Raw genomic sequence first — 16,515 nt, 5'->3', positions numbered from 1 at the left:
CCCTACCACCTCCCGGTGCTGCATCCACAGTGGTCTTTTACGGAAGGATGTTCGCAAAAAGGCCGTGCACACCTCCTATGATTCGCAAATCGGCTGCAATTCACACTAGTGAGACAATAAAGTTTTGCGGTCGCCCCCTGCCCCCGGCCTGCTGGACCAGCGCCGGACAGGTGCCAGATGCCAGAGCGCAGCATTGCGGCCCGGTCGACTTATGACTCAATGAAAGTGACAAGCTGATGAAAATCAAAGCGTTGAAGTGGCTTACGACCGCTCCCGTTGCCCTGGCCCTCGCGGCATCCCTGGCAGCCTGCGGCGGCGGCTCCTCCCAGCCCAGCGGAACCCCCACCGACGCCCTCAAGGGCAGCGACCAGCAGACACTTGACAAGTACACCACCGCCGAGGTCACCCCGATCGACAAGATCGACAAGACCAAGCTCGGCCTCATCACCGAAGGCACCCTGCGCGTGGGCACCCTGTCCGACGCCCCGCCCAACATTTTCATCGATCCTTCCGGCAAATTCACCGGTTACGACAACGAGCTGCTGCGCGCCATCGGTGACAAGCTGGGCCTGAAGGTCGAGTTCGCCTCCACCGACTTCTCCGCACTGCTGTCCCAGGTCGCCAACAAGCAGTTCGACGTCGGATCCTCCTCGATCTCCACCACTGACGCCCGCCGCAAGACCGTTGGGTTCACTAACGGTTACGACTTCGGCTACATGGCGGTTGTCACCAAGAACGACGCGAAGGTCACCGGCTTTGCCGACCTCAAGGAAGGCGTCCGCATCGGCGTCGTCCAAGGCACGGTGCAGGACGACTACGTCACCAACACCCTCGGCCTGGAGCCCGTGCGTTTCCCCGACTACAACACCGTCTACGGGAACGTGAAGAACGGCCAGATCGATGCCTGGGTTGCCCCCTCGCAGCAGGCCACCGGCCAGGTCAAGGAAGGCGACAACACCAAGATCGCCGAAAAGGTCGTCAACACCCAGAACTTCACCGCCTACGCAGTGAACAAGGACAACCAGGCCCTGATCGATGCCCTGAACTCGGGCCTCGACGCAGTGATCGCGGACGGCACGTGGACCAAGCTGACCGCCGAGTGGTACAAGGACCGGCCCACCGCCGCCGAACAGACCCCGCAGGGCTGGAAGCCGGGCAGCAAGGCCGTCCAGATTCCCGCCAAGTAATCCCGGCGTTCCATGGATATCCTCAAGCAACTTGCTGACACCTTCCTCGACTGGAAGGCGATGGGCGAAGTCATCCCCAAGATGTTCGCCGTCGGTTTGCCGAACACCCTGGTGCTCGCCATCATTTCAGGAATCATCGGGACAGCCCTGGGAATGCTGCTCGCCCTGATGGGGATTTCCCGGAACGCAGCAGCCCGCTGGGTCGCACGTATCTACACGGACGTCCTGCGCGGCCTTCCGCCGGTACTGACCATCCTGGTCATCGGATTCGGTTTTGGACCCATCGTCCGTGAACTGACCGGCTCCACGAGCCCCTATCCGATGGCTATCGCCGCCCTGTCCCTGATGTCCGGTGCCTACATCGGCGAGATTTTCCGCTCCGGCATCCAGAGCGTGGACAAGGGACAGCTCGAGGCGTCGCGCGCCCTGGGGTTCGGCTACGGGGCGTCGATGCGCCTCGTCGTCGTCCCCCAGGGCATCCGCCGCGTCCTTCCGGCCCTGGTCAACCAGTTCATTGCGCTGATCAAGGAATCCTCCTTGGTGTTCCTTTTGGGCCTGCTGGCCAGCGAACGCGAGATCTTCCAGATCGGCAAGGACGCAGCCGCCACCACAGGCAACCTGTCGCCCTACGTTGCTGCGGCGGTCTTCTACCTGGTGCTCACCATCCCGTTGACGCACTTCGTCAACTACATCGACTCCCGGCTGCGCACCGGCCGGCCTGAAAAGAAGGAACCGGACGAGGCCGCGGCCGTCGTCGGGAAGGGAGCCCAGGCATGAGCGAGTTCGCGTCGGGAACGCTGAGCGCAAAGAACATCCACCTTTCCTTCGGTAGCAACCATGTCCTGCGGGGCATTGACCTGCATGTGCCCCAGGGCACCACGGCGTCGGTGATCGGCCCGTCCGGTTCCGGCAAGTCCACCCTGCTGCGGGTCATGAACCGGCTGATCGAACCGGACCAGGGCGACATCCTGCTGGATGGCCGTTCAGTCCTGAAGGACAACCCGGATGAACTCCGGCGCCGGATCGGCATGGTGTTCCAGCAGTTCAACCTGTTCCCGCACAAGACGGTGGAAGAGAACGTTTCCCTGGCCCTGCGGAAGCTGCGCAAGCTCCCCAAGGAGCAGGCGCGCAGCGAAGCGTTGGAGCAGCTGGACCTGGTCGGCCTGAAGCACAAGGCCGATTCCCGCCCGGCGAACCTCTCCGGCGGCCAGCAGCAGCGCGTGGCGATTGCCCGTGCGCTGGCCATGAAACCCGAGGTCATGTTCTTCGACGAGGCCACCTCCGCCTTGGACCCCGAGCTGGTTAAGGGAGTGCTGGCGCTCATGACGGACCTCGCCAAGGGCGGCATGACCATGGTGGTGGTGACCCACGAGATGGGCTTCTCGCGCAACGTCTCCGACGCCGTGACCTTCATGGACGCCGGCGTGGTGGTGGAGTCCGGCCCGCCCGAGCAGATCTTCACCGAGCCCCGGACGGACCGGCTGAAGGGCTTCCTGGCGGACGTCCTGTAGCACCTGGAACAGAAAAAGAATCCCCGCCTGCAGCCTGCAGGCGGGGATTCTTCGGTTAAAGCCCGACGGCGGGCCTAGCCCTGGGCGGCAGCGGCGGCCCTGGCGGCGGCAGGCAGCGCGTCGTAGATCCGGTTCATGGCGTCATCGTCGTGCGCGGCCGAGAGGAACCAGGCTTCGAAGACCGACGGCGGCAGGTATACCCCGGACTCCAGCATGGAGTGGAAGAACGGTGCGTAGCGGAACGCCTCCTGCGCCTGCGCGTCGGCGTAATTGTGGACGCCGTGCGCCGAGGTTCCGAACGCCACCGAGAAGAGGTTTCCGGCGAACTGGATGGAGTGGTCCACGCCTGCCGCGTCCAGGGCCGTGGAGACGGCGGAGGAGAGTTCCAGCGAGCGGACATCGATGAAGGAGTAGACGTCGCGGGTGGCGTTCGTCAGGGTGGCGACGCCCGCGGCCATGGCCACCGGGTTCCCGGACAGGGTGCCTGCCTGGTACACGGGACCGGTGGGTGCGAGGTAGTCCATGACGTCGGCACGTCCGCCCAGGGCCGCCGTCGGCATGCCGCCGCCGATGACCTTGCCGAAGGTGAGCAGGTCCGGGGTCCAGGGATCGTCGGAGTCCGGCGCGCCGCCGGTGAGGCCCCAGTAGCCGGAGTAGCCGGTACGGAAGCCGGTGAGGACTTCGTCGACGATGAGCAGGGCACCGTGTTCGCGGGTGATGCGGGAGAGGCCGGCGTTCAAGCCTTCTGCGGGGGTGACGACGCCCATGTTGGCGGGCGCGGCCTCGGTGATGACGGCCGCGATGTTGGGTCCGTGCGAGGCGAAGGCTTCCTTGACAGCCTCGAGGTCGTTGTAGGGCAGCACCAGCGTTTCGGCGGCGGTGGCCTCGGTGACGCCGGCGGACCCGGGCAGCGCGAGGGTGGCCACGCCCGAGCCGGCGGCGGCCAGCAGCCCATCCAGGTGCCCGTGGTAGCAGCCGGCGAACTTGATGATGAGGTTGCGGCCGGTGAAGCCGCGGGCCAGCCGGACGGCGGTCATGGTGGCCTCGGTGCCGGTGGAGACCATGCGGAGGCGTTCGACGGCGGGGACGCGTTCCTGGACGATGGCGGCCAGGTTGGCCTCGTCAGGGGTGGAGGCGCCGAAGGACAGGCCGCGGTCCACGGCGGCGTGCACGGCGTCGAGGACGGCCGGGTGGGCGTGTCCCAGGAGGGCCGGGCCCCACGAGCAGACGAGGTCCACGTATTCCTTGCCGTCGGCATCCGTCAGGTACGGCCCTTTCGCGGAGACCATGAAGCGCGGCGTTCCGCCGACGGACCCGAAGGCGCGCACCGGTGAGTTGACCCCGCCCGGCATCAGCTGGCGGGCGCGGTCGAAGAGTGCCTCGTTGCGAGGATTGCTGGAAGTCATGGTTCCTATTCTCTCAGGTAGCAGGACGGGCAGGGTTAGCCGGCCAGCAGTTCAGCCACGCGCGGGGCGACGGCGGTGCCGATCAGTTCGATCGAGCGCATCATGGCCGAATGCGGCAGGGGCCCGTTGCTGTATTTGAGGTCGAAGCGGTCCACCCCAAGGTCGCGCTTGAGCCGGACGATCTTTTGCGCCACCGTTTCCGGCGATCCGACATAAAGGGCGCCTTCCGGGGCGCACAGGGCATCGAATTCGCCCCGCCCGGCCGGACCCCAGCCGCGCTCGGCCCCGAGCTTGTTCCGCAGCTTCAGCCAGTGCGGGAACAGTTCCTCCCGGGCCTGCTCGTCGGTTTCGGCCACGTGGCCCGGCGAGTGGGTGGCGACCTGCTGCATCGGGTGGCCGTACTTGGCCATGGCTTCGCGGTACAGGTCCACCAGGGGCCGGAACCCGCGCGGCTGGCCGCCGATGATGGCGAAGATGATGGGGTAGCCGTAGTGGGCGCACCGCAGGACCGACTCGGGTGTCCCGCCAACCCCGATCCAGGTGGGCAGCAGGTGGTGCTCGAGCGGCGGGAAGACGCCCAGGCCATGCAGCGCCGGGCGGGTACGGCCCTCCCAGTGCACCGGCTTCTGCGCCCGCACCTTGTCGAACAGTTCCAGCTTCTCTTCGAACAGGACCTCGTAGTCGGCCAGGTCGAGGCCGAACAAGGGGAAGGATTCGATGAAAGATCCGCGGCCGAGCATGACTTCCGCCCGGCCGTTGGAAAGGGCGTCCACGGTGGAGAAGCGCTGGAACACCCGGATGGGATCGTCCGAGCTCAGCACCGTCACTGCCGAGCCCAGCCGGATGCGGGTGGTGCGCGCCGCGGCGGCGGCAAGGAACACCTCGGGCGCTGACACGGCGTAGTCCTTGCGGTGGTGCTCCCCCACTCCAAAGGCGTGGAGTCCGACGGCGTCGGCCAGCTGCGCCTGTTCCAGCAGCTGGCGCAGGACTTCAGCGGGCGACTGGGGGCTCCCGTCCGGTTTCTCGCCGATGTCACCGAAGGTGTTGAGGCCGATCAGGATCCGCCCGTCCCCCACCGGGGCGGTGGGGGACGCCGGCACGGTGGTCACCGGGTTTCCTTCAGCCAGCCGGCAAGCTCGGCCGCCCAGTAGGTCAGCACCGTGTGGGCGCCGGCCCTGCGGATCCCCAGGACCGACTCGGTGATGGCGGCGCGACGGTCGATCCAGCCGTTGGCCGCGGCCGCCTCGATCATCGCGTATTCACCGGAAATCTGGTACGCGGAAACGGGCACCGGGCTCATGGCGGCGACGTCCGCCACGATGTCCAGGTAGCTCATGGCGGGCTTGACCATGACGATGTCGGCGCCCTCCGCCAGGTCCAGTTCCACCTCGCGCAAGGCCTCGATGCGGTTGCCGGCGTCCATCTGGTACGTCCGGCGGTCGCCCTTGAGCTGTGAATCCACCGCTTCACGGAACGGGCCGTAGAACGCAGATGCGTACTTCGCGGCGTACGCGATGACGGAGGTGTTGACGTGGCCGGCCGCGTCCAGCGCCGACCTGATGGCGGCGATCTGGCCGTCCATCATGCCGGAGGGGCCGAGCATATGGGCGCCGGCCTCGGCCTGTGCCACGGCCATCCTGGCGTAGATCTCCACCGTGCGGTCGTTGTCCACGTAACCGTCAGGGTCGAGCACCCCGCAGTGGCCGTGGTCGGTGAATTCGTCGAGGCAGACGTCGCTCATCACCACCAGGTCATCCCCCACCTCCGCGCGGACGTCGCGGATGGCCTTGTTCAGGACGCCGTCCGGGTCGAGGGAAGCAGTGCCTTCGGCGTCGCGCGTTTCGGGGATGCCGAACAGCATGATGCCGCCCAGTCCCAGTTCCACGGCCTCGGCCGCGGCCCGTTTGAGGGTGTCGGTGGTGTGCTGGACCACGCCGGGCATCGACGTGATGGGGTTCGGTTCGGTGAGCCCCTCGCGGATGAAGGCGGGCAGGATGAGCTCGGCCGGTGACAGCCGGGTCTCGGAGGTCATCCGCCTCATGGCCGGGGTAGTGCGCAGGCGGCGGGGGCGTTGGCTGGGGAAAGTCATGGTCCTGTCCTTCGTGGTTCAGGGAATCGGGGATGGATTGCCATTGGATACTGCCTGCGCGTCGTCAGGGCGGGTTCAGGGCCTTGGCGACGGCGGCCACCAACCCTTCCGGCGTGGGCTCAGCCGCCACGGCGGCCACCGGAAGGCCAAGCGCGGCGGCCTGGTCCGCCGTCGAACGCCCTATGGCCACCAGCCTGCAGGCGGTGAGCGGGGCGAGGGCGGAGATGCGGCGCACGGCACTCGGCGAAGCGGCGATGACGGCGTTGATGCGGCCGGCCGCGATGTCCGCTGCCGCCGTTTCCGGCGTCACGAGGGAGTACGACGGCGGCCGGCGGCCGTCGTCCGGATCCTCCATGGGCACGGCGAGCCTCCGCTCCGCAGCCGCCGGGTAGTCCACCGTCCGGTAGGCGGTCACGGCGGTCACCGCGCTGCCGGCGGCTGCCATGCCCTCGGCCAGGGCGGGTGCGGCGATGTCGGCCTGCGGCAGGAGGACCTTGCCCCCGCCGGGCCAAACGGCGAGGAGCCCGGCGGCGGACTGTTCGCCGGGCGGGGTGAGCGCCACGGTGAGCCCCTCGGCTTCCAGCAGCCGTCGCGTGGCCGGTCCGATGGCGGCGATGCGCGTGGCGGCGGGAACCAGCCGGCCCAGGCCGAGGCCCCGTTCCTTGGCTTTGCCTGTCAGCACGTGGATGGTGGTGGCGCTGCTGGCCACCAGCCAGTCAAAGGCTCCCGCTGCCAGGGCGTCGCAGGCGACGTCCAGGGCGTGCTGGTCCGGGGCCCGCTCAAAGTCGATGAGCGGAAGCAGCACCGGCTGGGCGCCGGCCGCGGACAGCGCCTCCACCAGCGCTGCCGAACGCTCCGGACTGCGCGTGACCAGGACCCGGGCCCCCCTGAGCGGGGTGCCGGATCCGGGCCTGCGGGAAGGCTCTGTCATCGCCAGGTCAGGACGCCTGCAGGTCCGCGATGCCGGCAGCCCCGGCGGCCAGGAGGACTTCGGCCAGTTCGATGCCCAGGAGCGTGGCGCCTACTTCCGTCAGGCCATCCGTGGCGCGCTTGTCCCGGACCGTGGCGGTGCCGTCGACTGCGCACACCACGGCTTCAAGGTGGAGCATGCTGCCCTTGCGGTAGGCGTAGGCGCCCACCGGGGCGGCGCACCCCGCTTCCAGCCGCGCCAGCAGGGCACGCTCCGCCGTGACGGCCAGGCGCGTGTCGGAATCATCCAGCGCGGCCAGCGCCTGGGCGAGGACCCCGAGGGATCCTTCGGTGGAACCCGGCCTGGGGGGCGCATCCGCGGTGCGGCATTCGATCGCGAGCGATCCCTGGCCGGCGGCGGGAAGCATCACGTCGGTCTCCAGGTATTCACTCACGGCGTCCAGCCGGCCAATCCGCTCCAGGCCGGCGGCAGCCAGCACCACGGCATCCAGGTCACACGACTTGCCGGGCACCACATCGTCCGTGGTGTTGCCGGGGAGCCCGGGAACACGGCCGAGGCGGGTGTCCACGTTGCCGCGGATGTCCACGATGTCCAGGTCGGCGCGGGCAGCACGCAGCTGGGCTGCACGCCGGGGCGAGCCTGTGCCCACGCGGGCTCCGGCGGGCAGGCCGGCAAGCTTGAGCCCGTCCCGCGCGCAGAGGACGTCGCGCACGTCCACGCGTCGCGGCGTCGCGGCCAGGCTAAGGCCGACGGCGGCGCCCGTGGGCAGGTCCTTCAGGGAGTGGACGGCAACGTCGCACTCGTCACGCAGCAGTGCGTCGCGCAGGGCGGCGACGAAGACGCCGGTGCCGCCCATCTGGGACAGCGATCCGGTGAGGACGTCGCCGTCGGTCCTGATATGGACCAACTCGACCGGGAAACCACCCACGGCAGCCAACTGGTCGGCCGTCTGCTGGGTCTGGGTCAGCGCAAGCTTGCTGGCACGGGTACCAATCCGGACGGTCACGGCTGGACCGTCTCCCCGGCTGCGCCGGAGGGAGCACCTGTGCCGGCCGGGTAGGGATCATGGCCGGTGCCCACGGTGGTGTCGGCCCCCGCGATGGTGGGCTTCTCGCCGCGGAAGTTGGCGCAGCATCCGGGGCGGCAGACGTCATACCAGGGGCCGAGGCCGGTGACGGCGGGACGGTCGCTGATGTTGTTGGCCACCGTCCGCTCGCAGATGAGGTCCACCAGCCCGGTCACGAACTTGCGGTGCGTGCCAGGCGTGGGCACGCGGGTGGCAGCCAGGCCGAGGTTGGCGCAGGTCTCCATGGCTTCGGTGTCCAGGTCCCAGACGACTTCCATGTGGTCGCTGACGAAGCCGAGGGGAACGATGACGATGCCCTTGACTCCCTGGCCGGCCAGCTCCTCGATGGCGTCGTTGATGTCCGGCTCCAGCCACGGCACGTGCGGGGCACCCGAGCGGGACTGGTACACCAGGGACCACGGCGCGCCCAGCCCGGATTCCTCCTGGACCCGGTCGATGACCGCGGCGGCGTTGGCGAGGTGCTGCGCCACGTAGGCTGAGCCTTCCTCGAACTCGCGCGGCTCGCCCTCGGACCGGCCCGCAGCTTCTGCGTCGCGGGTGGGGATGGAATGGGTGGCGAACAGGATGTGCACGGGGGCGTCCGGCGTTCCGGCTTCGGCGAGCTTGGCGCGGACGTTGGCGAGCCCGGCAGCGGTTCCTTCGACGAACGGTTCCACGAAACCGGGGTGGTCGAAGTACTGGCGGACCTTGTCCACCTCCAGCTTGCCGTCCAGGCCTGTTTCCGTCAGCGCCATGCCGATGTCCTCGCGGTACTGGCGGCAGCTGGAGTAACAGGAGTAGGCACTCGTGGTGAGCATGAGCACCCGGCGGTGTCCGGCGTCGTACGCGTCCTGCAGTGTCTGCGGGATGTACGGGGCCCAGTTGCGGTTGCCCCACAGCACCGGCAGGTCGATGCCGCGGGCGGCCAGCTCGGCTTCCAGGGCTGCCTTGAGCTCCCTGTTCTGCTGGTTGATGGGGCTGATGCCGCCATTGGCACGGTAGTGGTGGGAAACTTCCTCAAGCCGCTCGTCCGGGATGCCCCGGCCGCGGGTGACATTGCGGAGGAACGGGATGACGTCCTCCTGGCCTTCCGGGCCGCCGAAGGAGGCGAGCAGGACGGCGTCGTAATCCTTGGGAGCCATGCGGCCTGCCTCGGTGACGGGGTTGACGGCCGGGGCCTGCGGGTCCAGCGGGCTCATGCGAGGACCTCGGCAACTTCGTCGGCGGTGATCCGGCGGCCGGTGTAGAAGGGGATTTCCTCGCGGACGTGGTTGCGCGCCTCCGTGGAACGCAGGTGCCGCATCAGGTCCACCAGGTCCACCAGCTCCGGTGCTTCGAGGCCCAGGATCCATTCCCAGTCCCCCAGCGCGAAGGAGGAGACGGTGTTGGAAATGACCTGCGGAAAGTCCCTGCCCAGCAGGCCGTGGTCGCGGAGCATCTTGCCGCGCTCGGCGTCGGGCAGGAGGTACCACTCGTAGGAACGGACGAACGGGTAGACGCACAGCCATTCCGCGGGGGTGACGCCACGGGAGAACGCCGGGGTGTGGTTCTTGGCGAACTCGGCCTCGCGGTGGACGCCCATGGCCGACCAAACGATCTCGGTGCCGGCGAACAGGCTGCTGCGGCGGATGTCCCGGATGGCCTGCTGCAGCGCCTCCGGCTTGGGTCCGTGGAGCCACACCATGACGTCGGCGTCGGCGCGCATGGCGGAAACGTCATAGCTGCCGCGGTGCGTCACGCCGGCCTCGGCGAGACGTGCCAGCAGCGCCTCGAAGTCGGCGGCAGCATCAGCGCTGCGGAGCACAGGCTCGGACCGCTTGAATACCGTCCACAGGGTAAAGAACTGCTCGGCTGATTCTTCGGTTTTAGTGACAGATTCGGCAGAAGTGTGGCTCATGGTTACAAGTTTGCCCCTTCGCTACCCTCAAGTCGAAACCGAAAACTTCTACAACTCGTAGAAGTGATTAAAGTCACTGCATTTCCGATTCGCCGCGCCAGCGCACGGCGCGTCACCAGGGCCTGCGCAGGCGGAAGAACACCAGGCCGGCGGCGGTTCCGATCCCCACCAGTCCAACCCCCAGCCACACCATGGCATCCGGCAGCCCGGCAATCGGTGCCGTGGATGAGGCGGCGCGGTGGCCGGCAGCCGGCACTCCGGCGGCCTGCGGGGTTCCGGCTGGATGCGGCTGCCGCGCGAACGCCGTCGGCAGGGCCGTGCTCGTAGTCCCCGGAACCGCCGGGGCGGCTGACCCTGCCCCGGCTGCCGTACCGGTTTCGTTGCCTTCGGACGGCGCTCCGGGGGCTGCCGTTGCCGGTCCCGCCTGCGTTCCACCCTCTGCCGGCACCGCAGGGCGGGGGACCGCGTCGCGCGGGGCCTGGGCCGCGCCGCCGGCTGCCGGCGGGGTGGCCTGGGCCGCCGCGGGAGGAGAGGGAGCGGTTGCCGGAGCCGGGGCTGCCGGTGCGGCGGAAGCCTGTGACGAGGTGGGCGCCGCAGTTGAGTCGCTGGGCGCGGAGGACGTGCTGGAGGGCGAGGGAAGCGGAAGGTTCGGAAGGGGCAGCGTGGCCGCCAGGGAGGACTCGGAGGCCGCGGAGGTGGCCTGGCCCGTCGTCGCACCGGCAGCGAGGGAAGCTTTGACCGCCGGAAGCAGCGGCGCTGGCACGGACAGGCTGGCGCGCGGGGCCGGCTGCGGCCTGCCGGAAGCCTGCGCCGCGGGACCGCGGGGCGGAGATGTTGGATCGTCGGCGAAGGACGCCGGAACGCCGGTTGAAAGAACCAGTACCGCCCCGACGGCCGCAGCTGCGGTGCCGCGTCGGAGCCCCCCATGGATACCGGTCCGGGACATGGAAAGCTCGGACCTGTGTTGAACCATAGTCATCGACACTATCCAGACCGCAGGCCCGATTGGAAACCGGCCAGCCCGCTTCAGGGGTCCTCCGGCACGGCCTGCAGCGCCGCATTCGTGCGGCTGACCTGCAGCGATGCTCAGCCGGCGAGCAGCCCCCGGATTTGTTCCCGTGTGTCAGCCACCACAGCGGCGAGGCCATTGCCGGCAACCCAGCCTCCGACGACGGCCAGGCTGCCGGCCGCCGTGCAGGCCCGGCGGATGTCCGCCACCCGGGCACGGTGTCCGACGGCGGCGAACGGCAGCGATCCGCGCCACCGCACGACGTCCCAGCCCACCACGTCTTCCCTGCCGAGTCGGACGTCCAGGAGCGCGGAAGCGTCCCGCAGCGCTGCCGTCAGCAGCTCATCGTCCGTTTCCGGGCCGCCGGCCTGGGCCGCGGCGCCGTCCACCCTCCCGTAGGAAAGCCGCACCACGTGGCGGCCCGGACCGGCCGCGGCTGTCAGCCAGTCCCACTTTCCGGTGGCATGCGTCAACGCCTTGGCTTCAATGCCGGGCGTCTGCGGCGCCACCAGGATGCCCGTCCCGCGCGGCCGCCGGTCCAGCTCGGGCTTGTCCATCACGAGGGTCACGAGCTTGACGTCCGGGCCCGGGGAGGGCTTCTTCCCTGCTATGGCGGGGACGGCAGCTTCCAGCAGTCCGACGGCGGCCGGGCCGTCGACGGCGACCACCAGCAGGGCGGCGTCGAACGCCTTTCCCGCGGCGGTGATGTGCCAGCCCGACGGGGTCCGCGTGGCCGACGTTGCCGCGGTTCCTGTCAGCAGCGTGACATCCCGGCGGCGAAGGTCCGCCACCAGGGCGCTGACCAGTGTGTGCATGCCGCCTTCAAGGCCCGCGACGGCGGAGCCGGCTTTGGCCGGCTGGCCCCCCGCGGCTGCGGGAGCGTTGGCTGCGGCCCCGGCAGGCCGGCGCCGTTGCGCGGACACGGCGGCAGCGAGGGAGCCGTGTTGCTGCAGCCCTGCGCGCAGGCCCGGTGCCACCATGTCGACGTCGAGCAGGGCCGGGTCGGCGGAATGGACGCCGCCCACCACGGGCGAGACCAGCCGTTCCAGCACGCGGGTTCCCATCCTCGCCCTGACCAGGGCGGAGACGCTGGTGACACCGGCGCCCGCTCCCACGGAGGCGGGCAGGATTCTGTCCACAGAGGCGCGCAATGCTCCCAGCAGGCCGAGGGAACGGCGGACCTCCGGATCCCAGGGGTTGGCGGGGATACCAAGGACTCCGGTCTTGGGAAGTTCCCGGGGGCCCTCGGGAAGCTGCACCCAGGCGCCGCCTGGGCGCGGAGGGACAATCTTGTCCGCAAGGCCCAGTTCGGCGGCAAGGCCGGAGACGGCGTCGGACCGCGTAGCGAAGGATTCGGCGCCACTGTCCAGCGTGAGGCCGGCCACCTCATGGCTTCCCACGCAGCCGCCCCACTCCGTGCCGGCCTCCAGCACCGTGACCTGATGGCCGGCGGCGGCGAGTTCGCGGGCGGACAGCAAACCGGAGATCCCGCCCCCCACAACGATTGCCGGGGTGGACCTGGCCGCGGAGGTGCCCATTGGACTACTCCGGCGAGATTGAGTGGATCAGTTCCACCACGCGCGTCAGCACGGCGGGGTCCGTTTCCGGCGGCACTCCGTGCCCGAGGTTCAGGACGTGGCCGGGAGCCCCGGAGCCGGCGGCGATGACGTCGCGGACGTGCGCTTCCAGGATGTCCCAGGGCGCGGCCAGCAAAGCGGGGTCGATGTTGCCTTGCAGCGGCACCGTCCCGCCCAGGCGGCGGTTTGCTTCGTCCAGCGGCAGCCGGTAGTCGACGCCAACGACGTCCACGCCGACGTCGCGCATGGCAACGAGCAGTTCCGAGGTGCCGGTGCCGAAGTGGACCAGCGGAGCACCCAGGCGCCGGACGTGGTCCAGGGCACGGGTGGACGCCGGTGCAACATACTTTGTGTAGTCGGCCAGGCCCAGCGAACCGGCCCAGGAGTCAAAGAGCTGTCCGGCGGACGCGCCGGCCTCCAGCTGCGCCTGCAGGAACATGCCCGATGCGTCGGCGGCCCAGTTGGCCAGGGCGGCCCAGGTCTCCGGGTCTGCGTGCATCATGGTGCGGGGACCCAGGTGGTCGCGGGACGGCTTGCCTTCCACCATGTACGCCGCAAGGGTGAACGGCGCTCCGGCGAACCCGATCAGCGGGGTCTTGCCCAGTTCAGCCACGGTCAGGCGGACCGCTTCGCGGATCGGCTCCAGCGCCTCCCATGTCGGCTGTGGCAGGGCTGCCACGTCCGCGGCGGTACGCACGGGCTTGTCCAGGACCGGCCCCACGCCCGGCACGATGTCCACACCGACGCCGGCAAGCTTCAGGGGAATGACGATGTCGGAGAAGAAGATGCCGGCATCCACGTCATGGCGGCGCACGGGTTGGAGCGTGATCTCCGAAGCGAGTTCCGGCCGGAGGCAGGAGTCCAGCATGGCAATGCCCTCGCGCACCTTCAGGTACTCCGGCAGCGACCGGCCGGCCTGCCGCATGAACCAGACGGGACGGCGGGAGGGCTTGCCCCCGCGGTAGGCCGTGATCAGCGGGGAATCCGCGGTGCGGCCATCCAGCAGCGGGTGGTCGGCGGCAAGGGTGCCGGCAGCGGAGACGGCGGGGCTAGGAGTCATGCTTTTGATTGTGCCGAAAAAGAGCTGCAAAAGATAACGACAACCTGTCTGCCCGGGCCTGCTCCGCGCACCCGTGGCGGGAATCACAGCCCTAACCGGCGGCCGGAGCGGCCGGGGGTTGTTCTACCAAGGTGCGAAAAAGCTATGATTGGTCTGCTGTGGTTCTTTTCTCATTGGTGGCTACACACGCCGACATCGACCTTGAAACCGTCGCTCAGTTGAGCAACGGTTCCTCCGGCATTGCCGCATCCGCGCTGACGGAATCCCCGGCAGTAGCGGGCGCTGTGGTCCTGGCCACCTGCAACCGCTACGAGATCTACGGGGAAGCCCGCAACCCGGACGACGTCGAGGCCGCCCGTGCGGCCCTCGTGGCCCGCATCAGCGAGGCCAGCGGACTGGCCGAGCCCCTCGTGTCGCGTTCCTTCAGTACCCGCACCGGCCCCGAAGTGACCCAGCACCTGTTCGCCGTGAGCGCGGGCCTGGACTCCGCCGTCGTGGGTGAACGCGAGATAGCCGGCCAGGTGCGGCGGGCCCTGATCAATGCCCAGCACGAAGGCACCGCGAGCTCCGGGCTGGTCCGGCTGTTCCAGGCCGCTTCCAAGACGGCCAAGGACGTCGGCGCGCAGACCGCCCTCGGTTCCCGCGGCCTTTCGATTGTTTCCGTGGCGCTGGACCTCGCAACCGATCTGTCCGAGAACGCCGACTGGTCCGCCAAGAAGGTGGTGGTCTTCGGGACCGGCGCCTACGCCGGAGCCACCATGGCGCTGCTGCGCGAACGCGGCTGCACGGACATCTCCGTCTTTTCCTCCTCCGGGCGGGCCGAAGGCTTCGTGGCAACCCGGGGCGGCACAGCCCTGGACACCGAGTCGCTGCGGCCCGCCGTCGCCGCCGCCGACGTCATGATCGGCTGCAGCGGTTCCGACACGCGGGTTGAGGCGGACGAACTGGCCCTGGTCCGCGCAAACTCCCCGCAGCCCCTGATAGCCATCGACCTCGCACTCACCCACGATTTCGACCCCGCGGTGGGCGAACTGGACGGCGTCGAGCTCCTTACCCTCGAGTCCGTGCGCCTGGCGGCGCCCCAGGAGCAGGCGGAATCCCTGGCCCAGGCAAGCGGCATCGTCAAGGGCGCCGCGAAGGCGTTCGAGCAGGAGCGCGAAGCCCGGTCCGTGGACTCTGCCATCGTTGCCCTGCGCCGCCACACGATGAACGTGCTGGACGCGGAGATGGAGAAGGTCCGTGCCCGCCACGGGTGCACCGCCGCTGCCGAGGAAGTCGAGTTCGCGCTGCGCCGGATGGTCAAGCAGTTGCTGCACGTGCCCACCGTGCGCGCCCGCGAACTGGCCGCCAACGGGCAGCAGGACGACTACGTGGCCGCCCTTGAGGCCCTGTACGGCATCACGGTGGAGCAGCCTGCTCCCTCCCCCGCCGCAGCGGCAGAATGCCCGGTGGACCACCGCGGCCTGGAAACCGCCTGACGCCGGTCACTTGCCCTATCAGATATGGCTGCCAAACCACCGGTTTGGGAGCCATATCTGATAGACCAACCGGTCAGTAGACGGGCTTCTGCGGCTCGACGTCGCGCACCCAGGCCAGGATGCCGCCGTCGAGATGGCTGACCCTTTCATAGCCGGCCTGGCGGGCCGCTGCCAGCACGTTCGCAGAGCGCGTGCCAGCCTTGCAGTGGAACACGATGTCACGGTCCTGCGGGAGTTCGTTCCACGCCTCCCCCGCCAGGATCCGCCCCTGCGGAATGAGCTTCGCGCCGTCGATCCGGACGATGTCATATTCGCCGGCTTCCCGGACGTCCACCAGCTCGAAGTCCTTCAGCCCGGCCTTCCGGGACGCCAGCATGGTGGCCAGCTGCGTGGCCGTCACGGTGTGTTCCTTGTCCGTGACGGCTTCCGGTGTGATCCCGCAGAACGCTTCGTAATCGGTCAGCGCGGTGATGGGTTCCGCGGCAGGGTCCTTGGCCACGCGGATCTCGCGCCAGCTGCCGCCCAGGGCGTCAAAAAGTGCCACCCGGCCCAGCAGGGAACGCCCGACGCCGGTGATCAGTTTCACTGCCTCGGTCACCATGAGTGATCCCACGGCGGCGCACAGCATGCCGAACACGCCACCCTCGCCGCAGGAGGGCACGGAACCGGCCGGTGGGGCCTCCGGGTACAGGTCGCGGTACGTGGGGCCGTGCTTTTCCCAGAACACGCTGACCTGGCCGTCGAAACGGAAGATGGAACCCCACACGTAGGGCTTGCCCAGGATGGCAGCGGCGTCATTGACCAGGTACCTGGTGGCAAAGTTGTCGGCCCCGTCGAGGATCAGGTCGTAGCCGGCGAACAGGTCCAGGGCGTTGGATGCGTCCAGCCGGACGTTGTGCAGGCGGACGTCCACCAGCGGGTTCAGCGCCGTGATGGCGTCGCGGGCAGATTCGATCTTGGGCCGGCCCACGTCGCTGACGCCGTGGATCACCTGGCGCTGCAGGTTGCTGAGGTCAACCGTGTCGTCGTCGACGATGCCAAGTGTTCCCACACCGGCTGCGGCAAGGTACAGGAGGGCCGGCGAGCCCAGACCGCCGGCGCCAATGACGAGCACTTTGGCGTTCTTGAGCCGCCGCTGGCCGAGCGCGCCGATTTCGGGAATGATCAGGTGCCGTGAATACCGCTCAACCTCTTCGGGGCTGAGCTCCCCGGCAGGTTCCACCAGCGGATCCAGGGACAGGGTTGAAACATTTGCGGTGAAAGACGAAGCCATACTTCAATGTATGCCCCGGGATACTGCCCGG

The 16,515-nt window shown here is 68.9% G+C and carries 15 protein-coding genes; 4 read left to right on the top strand and 11 right to left on the bottom strand.

Going from position 1 to position 16,515, the window contains the following annotated elements:
* The first annotated feature begins 236 nt into the window (after positions 1-236).
* Genes AC3IMC_RS04175 through AC3IMC_RS04165 form a run of 3 tightly spaced genes read left to right on the top strand, consistent with a single transcriptional unit; the run spans position 237 to position 2,698 of the window.
* Positions 237-1,187, top strand: coding sequence for an ABC transporter substrate-binding protein (locus AC3IMC_RS04175; protein ID WP_454485092.1), 951 nt, complete (start codon positions 237-239; stop codon positions 1,185-1,187).
* Between the two features lie 12 nt (positions 1,188-1,199).
* Complete coding sequence (locus AC3IMC_RS04170) at positions 1,200-1,964, top strand: amino acid ABC transporter permease (protein ID WP_490917167.1); 765 nt, start codon at positions 1,200-1,202, stop codon at positions 1,962-1,964.
* Complete coding sequence (locus AC3IMC_RS04165) at positions 1,961-2,698, top strand: amino acid ABC transporter ATP-binding protein (RefSeq protein WP_490917166.1); 738 nt, start codon at positions 1,961-1,963, stop codon at positions 2,696-2,698. Before AC3IMC_RS04170 ends, AC3IMC_RS04165 begins: the two co-directional genes overlap by 4 nt.
* A 74-nt stretch (positions 2,699-2,772) precedes the next feature.
* On the opposite strand, the gene hemL is transcribed toward AC3IMC_RS04165, so the two are convergent.
* The 10 genes from hemL to hemE all read right to left on the bottom strand — a co-directional run bounded on the left by hemL (position 2,773) and on the right by hemE (position 13,733).
* A complete protein-coding gene (gene hemL, locus AC3IMC_RS04160) occupies positions 2,773-4,104 on the bottom strand; it encodes a glutamate-1-semialdehyde 2,1-aminomutase (RefSeq protein WP_490917165.1) in 1,332 nt (443 codons plus the stop codon).
* A gap of 35 nt (positions 4,105-4,139) precedes the next feature.
* Complete coding sequence (locus AC3IMC_RS04155) at positions 4,140-5,213, bottom strand: LLM class flavin-dependent oxidoreductase (RefSeq protein WP_490917164.1); 1,074 nt, start codon at positions 5,211-5,213, stop codon at positions 4,140-4,142.
* Positions 5,210-6,193 carry a porphobilinogen synthase gene (gene hemB, locus AC3IMC_RS04150; RefSeq protein WP_490917163.1) on the bottom strand — a complete coding sequence of 328 codons (984 nt, stop codon included), beginning with the start codon at positions 6,191-6,193 and terminating at the stop codon, positions 5,210-5,212. Before hemB ends, AC3IMC_RS04155 begins: the two co-directional genes overlap by 4 nt.
* Before the next feature lie 64 nt (positions 6,194-6,257).
* Positions 6,258-7,124, bottom strand: a complete 867-nt coding sequence (locus tag AC3IMC_RS04145) for a uroporphyrinogen-III synthase (protein ID WP_490917162.1) — start codon at positions 7,122-7,124, stop codon at positions 6,258-6,260.
* Positions 7,125-7,131: 7 nt separating this feature from the next.
* Positions 7,132-8,130, bottom strand: a complete 999-nt coding sequence (gene hemC, locus AC3IMC_RS04140; RefSeq protein WP_490917161.1) for a hydroxymethylbilane synthase — start codon at positions 8,128-8,130, stop codon at positions 7,132-7,134.
* Positions 8,127-9,389 (bottom strand): ferrochelatase, encoded by a 1,263-nt coding sequence (locus AC3IMC_RS04135; protein ID WP_490917160.1) that lies wholly within the window; start codon positions 9,387-9,389, stop codon positions 8,127-8,129. Before AC3IMC_RS04135 ends, hemC begins: the two co-directional genes overlap by 4 nt.
* Positions 9,386-10,087 carry a hydrogen peroxide-dependent heme synthase gene (gene hemQ, locus AC3IMC_RS04130; RefSeq protein WP_490917159.1) on the bottom strand — a complete coding sequence of 234 codons (702 nt, stop codon included), beginning with the start codon at positions 10,085-10,087 and terminating at the stop codon, positions 9,386-9,388. Before hemQ ends, AC3IMC_RS04135 begins: the two co-directional genes overlap by 4 nt.
* A 112-nt stretch (positions 10,088-10,199) precedes the next feature.
* Positions 10,200-11,060, bottom strand: a complete 861-nt coding sequence (locus AC3IMC_RS04125) for a hypothetical protein (RefSeq protein ID WP_490917158.1) — start codon at positions 11,058-11,060, stop codon at positions 10,200-10,202.
* Positions 11,061-11,173: 113 nt separating this feature from the next.
* On the bottom strand, positions 11,174-12,634 hold the full coding sequence (gene hemG, locus AC3IMC_RS04120) for a protoporphyrinogen oxidase (protein WP_490917157.1): 1,461 nt from the start codon (positions 12,632-12,634) through the stop codon (positions 11,174-11,176).
* 4 nt (positions 12,635-12,638) lie between these two features.
* Entirely contained in the window at positions 12,639-13,733 is a 1,095-nt protein-coding gene (gene hemE, locus AC3IMC_RS04115) for a uroporphyrinogen decarboxylase (protein ID WP_490917156.1), read from the bottom strand.
* A 158-nt stretch (positions 13,734-13,891) separates the two neighbouring features.
* Here hemE and AC3IMC_RS04110 point away from each other — a divergent pair, with 158 nt between their 5' ends.
* On the top strand, positions 13,892-15,211 hold the full coding sequence (locus AC3IMC_RS04110) for a glutamyl-tRNA reductase (RefSeq protein ID WP_490917155.1): 1,320 nt from the start codon (positions 13,892-13,894) through the stop codon (positions 15,209-15,211).
* Between the two features lie 73 nt (positions 15,212-15,284).
* On the opposite strand, the gene moeB is transcribed toward AC3IMC_RS04110, so the two are convergent.
* Positions 15,285-16,484 (bottom strand): molybdopterin-synthase adenylyltransferase MoeB, encoded by a 1,200-nt coding sequence (gene moeB / locus AC3IMC_RS04105; protein WP_490917154.1) that lies wholly within the window; start codon positions 16,482-16,484, stop codon positions 15,285-15,287.
* Positions 16,485-16,515 lie beyond the last annotated feature (31 nt).

It is taken from the genome of Arthrobacter sp. E70 (assembly GCF_058266945.1).
The sequence above is the reverse complement of the archived record's forward strand: the minus strand, read 5'-3'. Positions and strand labels throughout refer to the sequence as shown.

Excerpts from the sequence above, each read along its gene's own strand:
- AC3IMC_RS04170 (WP_490917167.1), top strand. The coding sequence starts at position 1,200 with ATGGATATCCTCAAGCAACTTGCTGACACCTTCCTCGACTGGAAGGCG.
- AC3IMC_RS04125 (WP_490917158.1), bottom strand. The coding sequence starts at position 11,060 with ATGGTTCAACACAGGTCCGAGCTTTCCATGTCCCGGACCGGTATCCAT.
- moeB (WP_490917154.1), bottom strand. The coding sequence starts at position 16,484 with ATGGCTTCGTCTTTCACCGCAAATGTTTCAACCCTGTCCCTGGATCCG.
- hemE (WP_490917156.1), bottom strand. The coding sequence starts at position 13,733 with ATGACTCCTAGCCCCGCCGTCTCCGCTGCCGGCACCCTTGCCGCCGAC.
- AC3IMC_RS04165 (WP_490917166.1), top strand. The coding sequence starts at position 1,961 with ATGAGCGAGTTCGCGTCGGGAACGCTGAGCGCAAAGAACATCCACCTT.
- hemB (WP_490917163.1), bottom strand. The coding sequence starts at position 6,193 with ATGACTTTCCCCAGCCAACGCCCCCGCCGCCTGCGCACTACCCCGGCC.
- hemL (WP_490917165.1), bottom strand. The coding sequence starts at position 4,104 with ATGACTTCCAGCAATCCTCGCAACGAGGCACTCTTCGACCGCGCCCGC.
- AC3IMC_RS04145 (WP_490917162.1), bottom strand. The coding sequence starts at position 7,124 with ATGACAGAGCCTTCCCGCAGGCCCGGATCCGGCACCCCGCTCAGGGGG.
- AC3IMC_RS04135 (WP_490917160.1), bottom strand. The coding sequence starts at position 9,389 with ATGAGCCCGCTGGACCCGCAGGCCCCGGCCGTCAACCCCGTCACCGAG.
- hemQ (WP_490917159.1), bottom strand. The coding sequence starts at position 10,087 with ATGAGCCACACTTCTGCCGAATCTGTCACTAAAACCGAAGAATCAGCC.
- hemG (WP_490917157.1), bottom strand. The coding sequence starts at position 12,634 with ATGGGCACCTCCGCGGCCAGGTCCACCCCGGCAATCGTTGTGGGGGGC.
- AC3IMC_RS04175 (WP_454485092.1), top strand. The coding sequence starts at position 237 with ATGAAAATCAAAGCGTTGAAGTGGCTTACGACCGCTCCCGTTGCCCTG.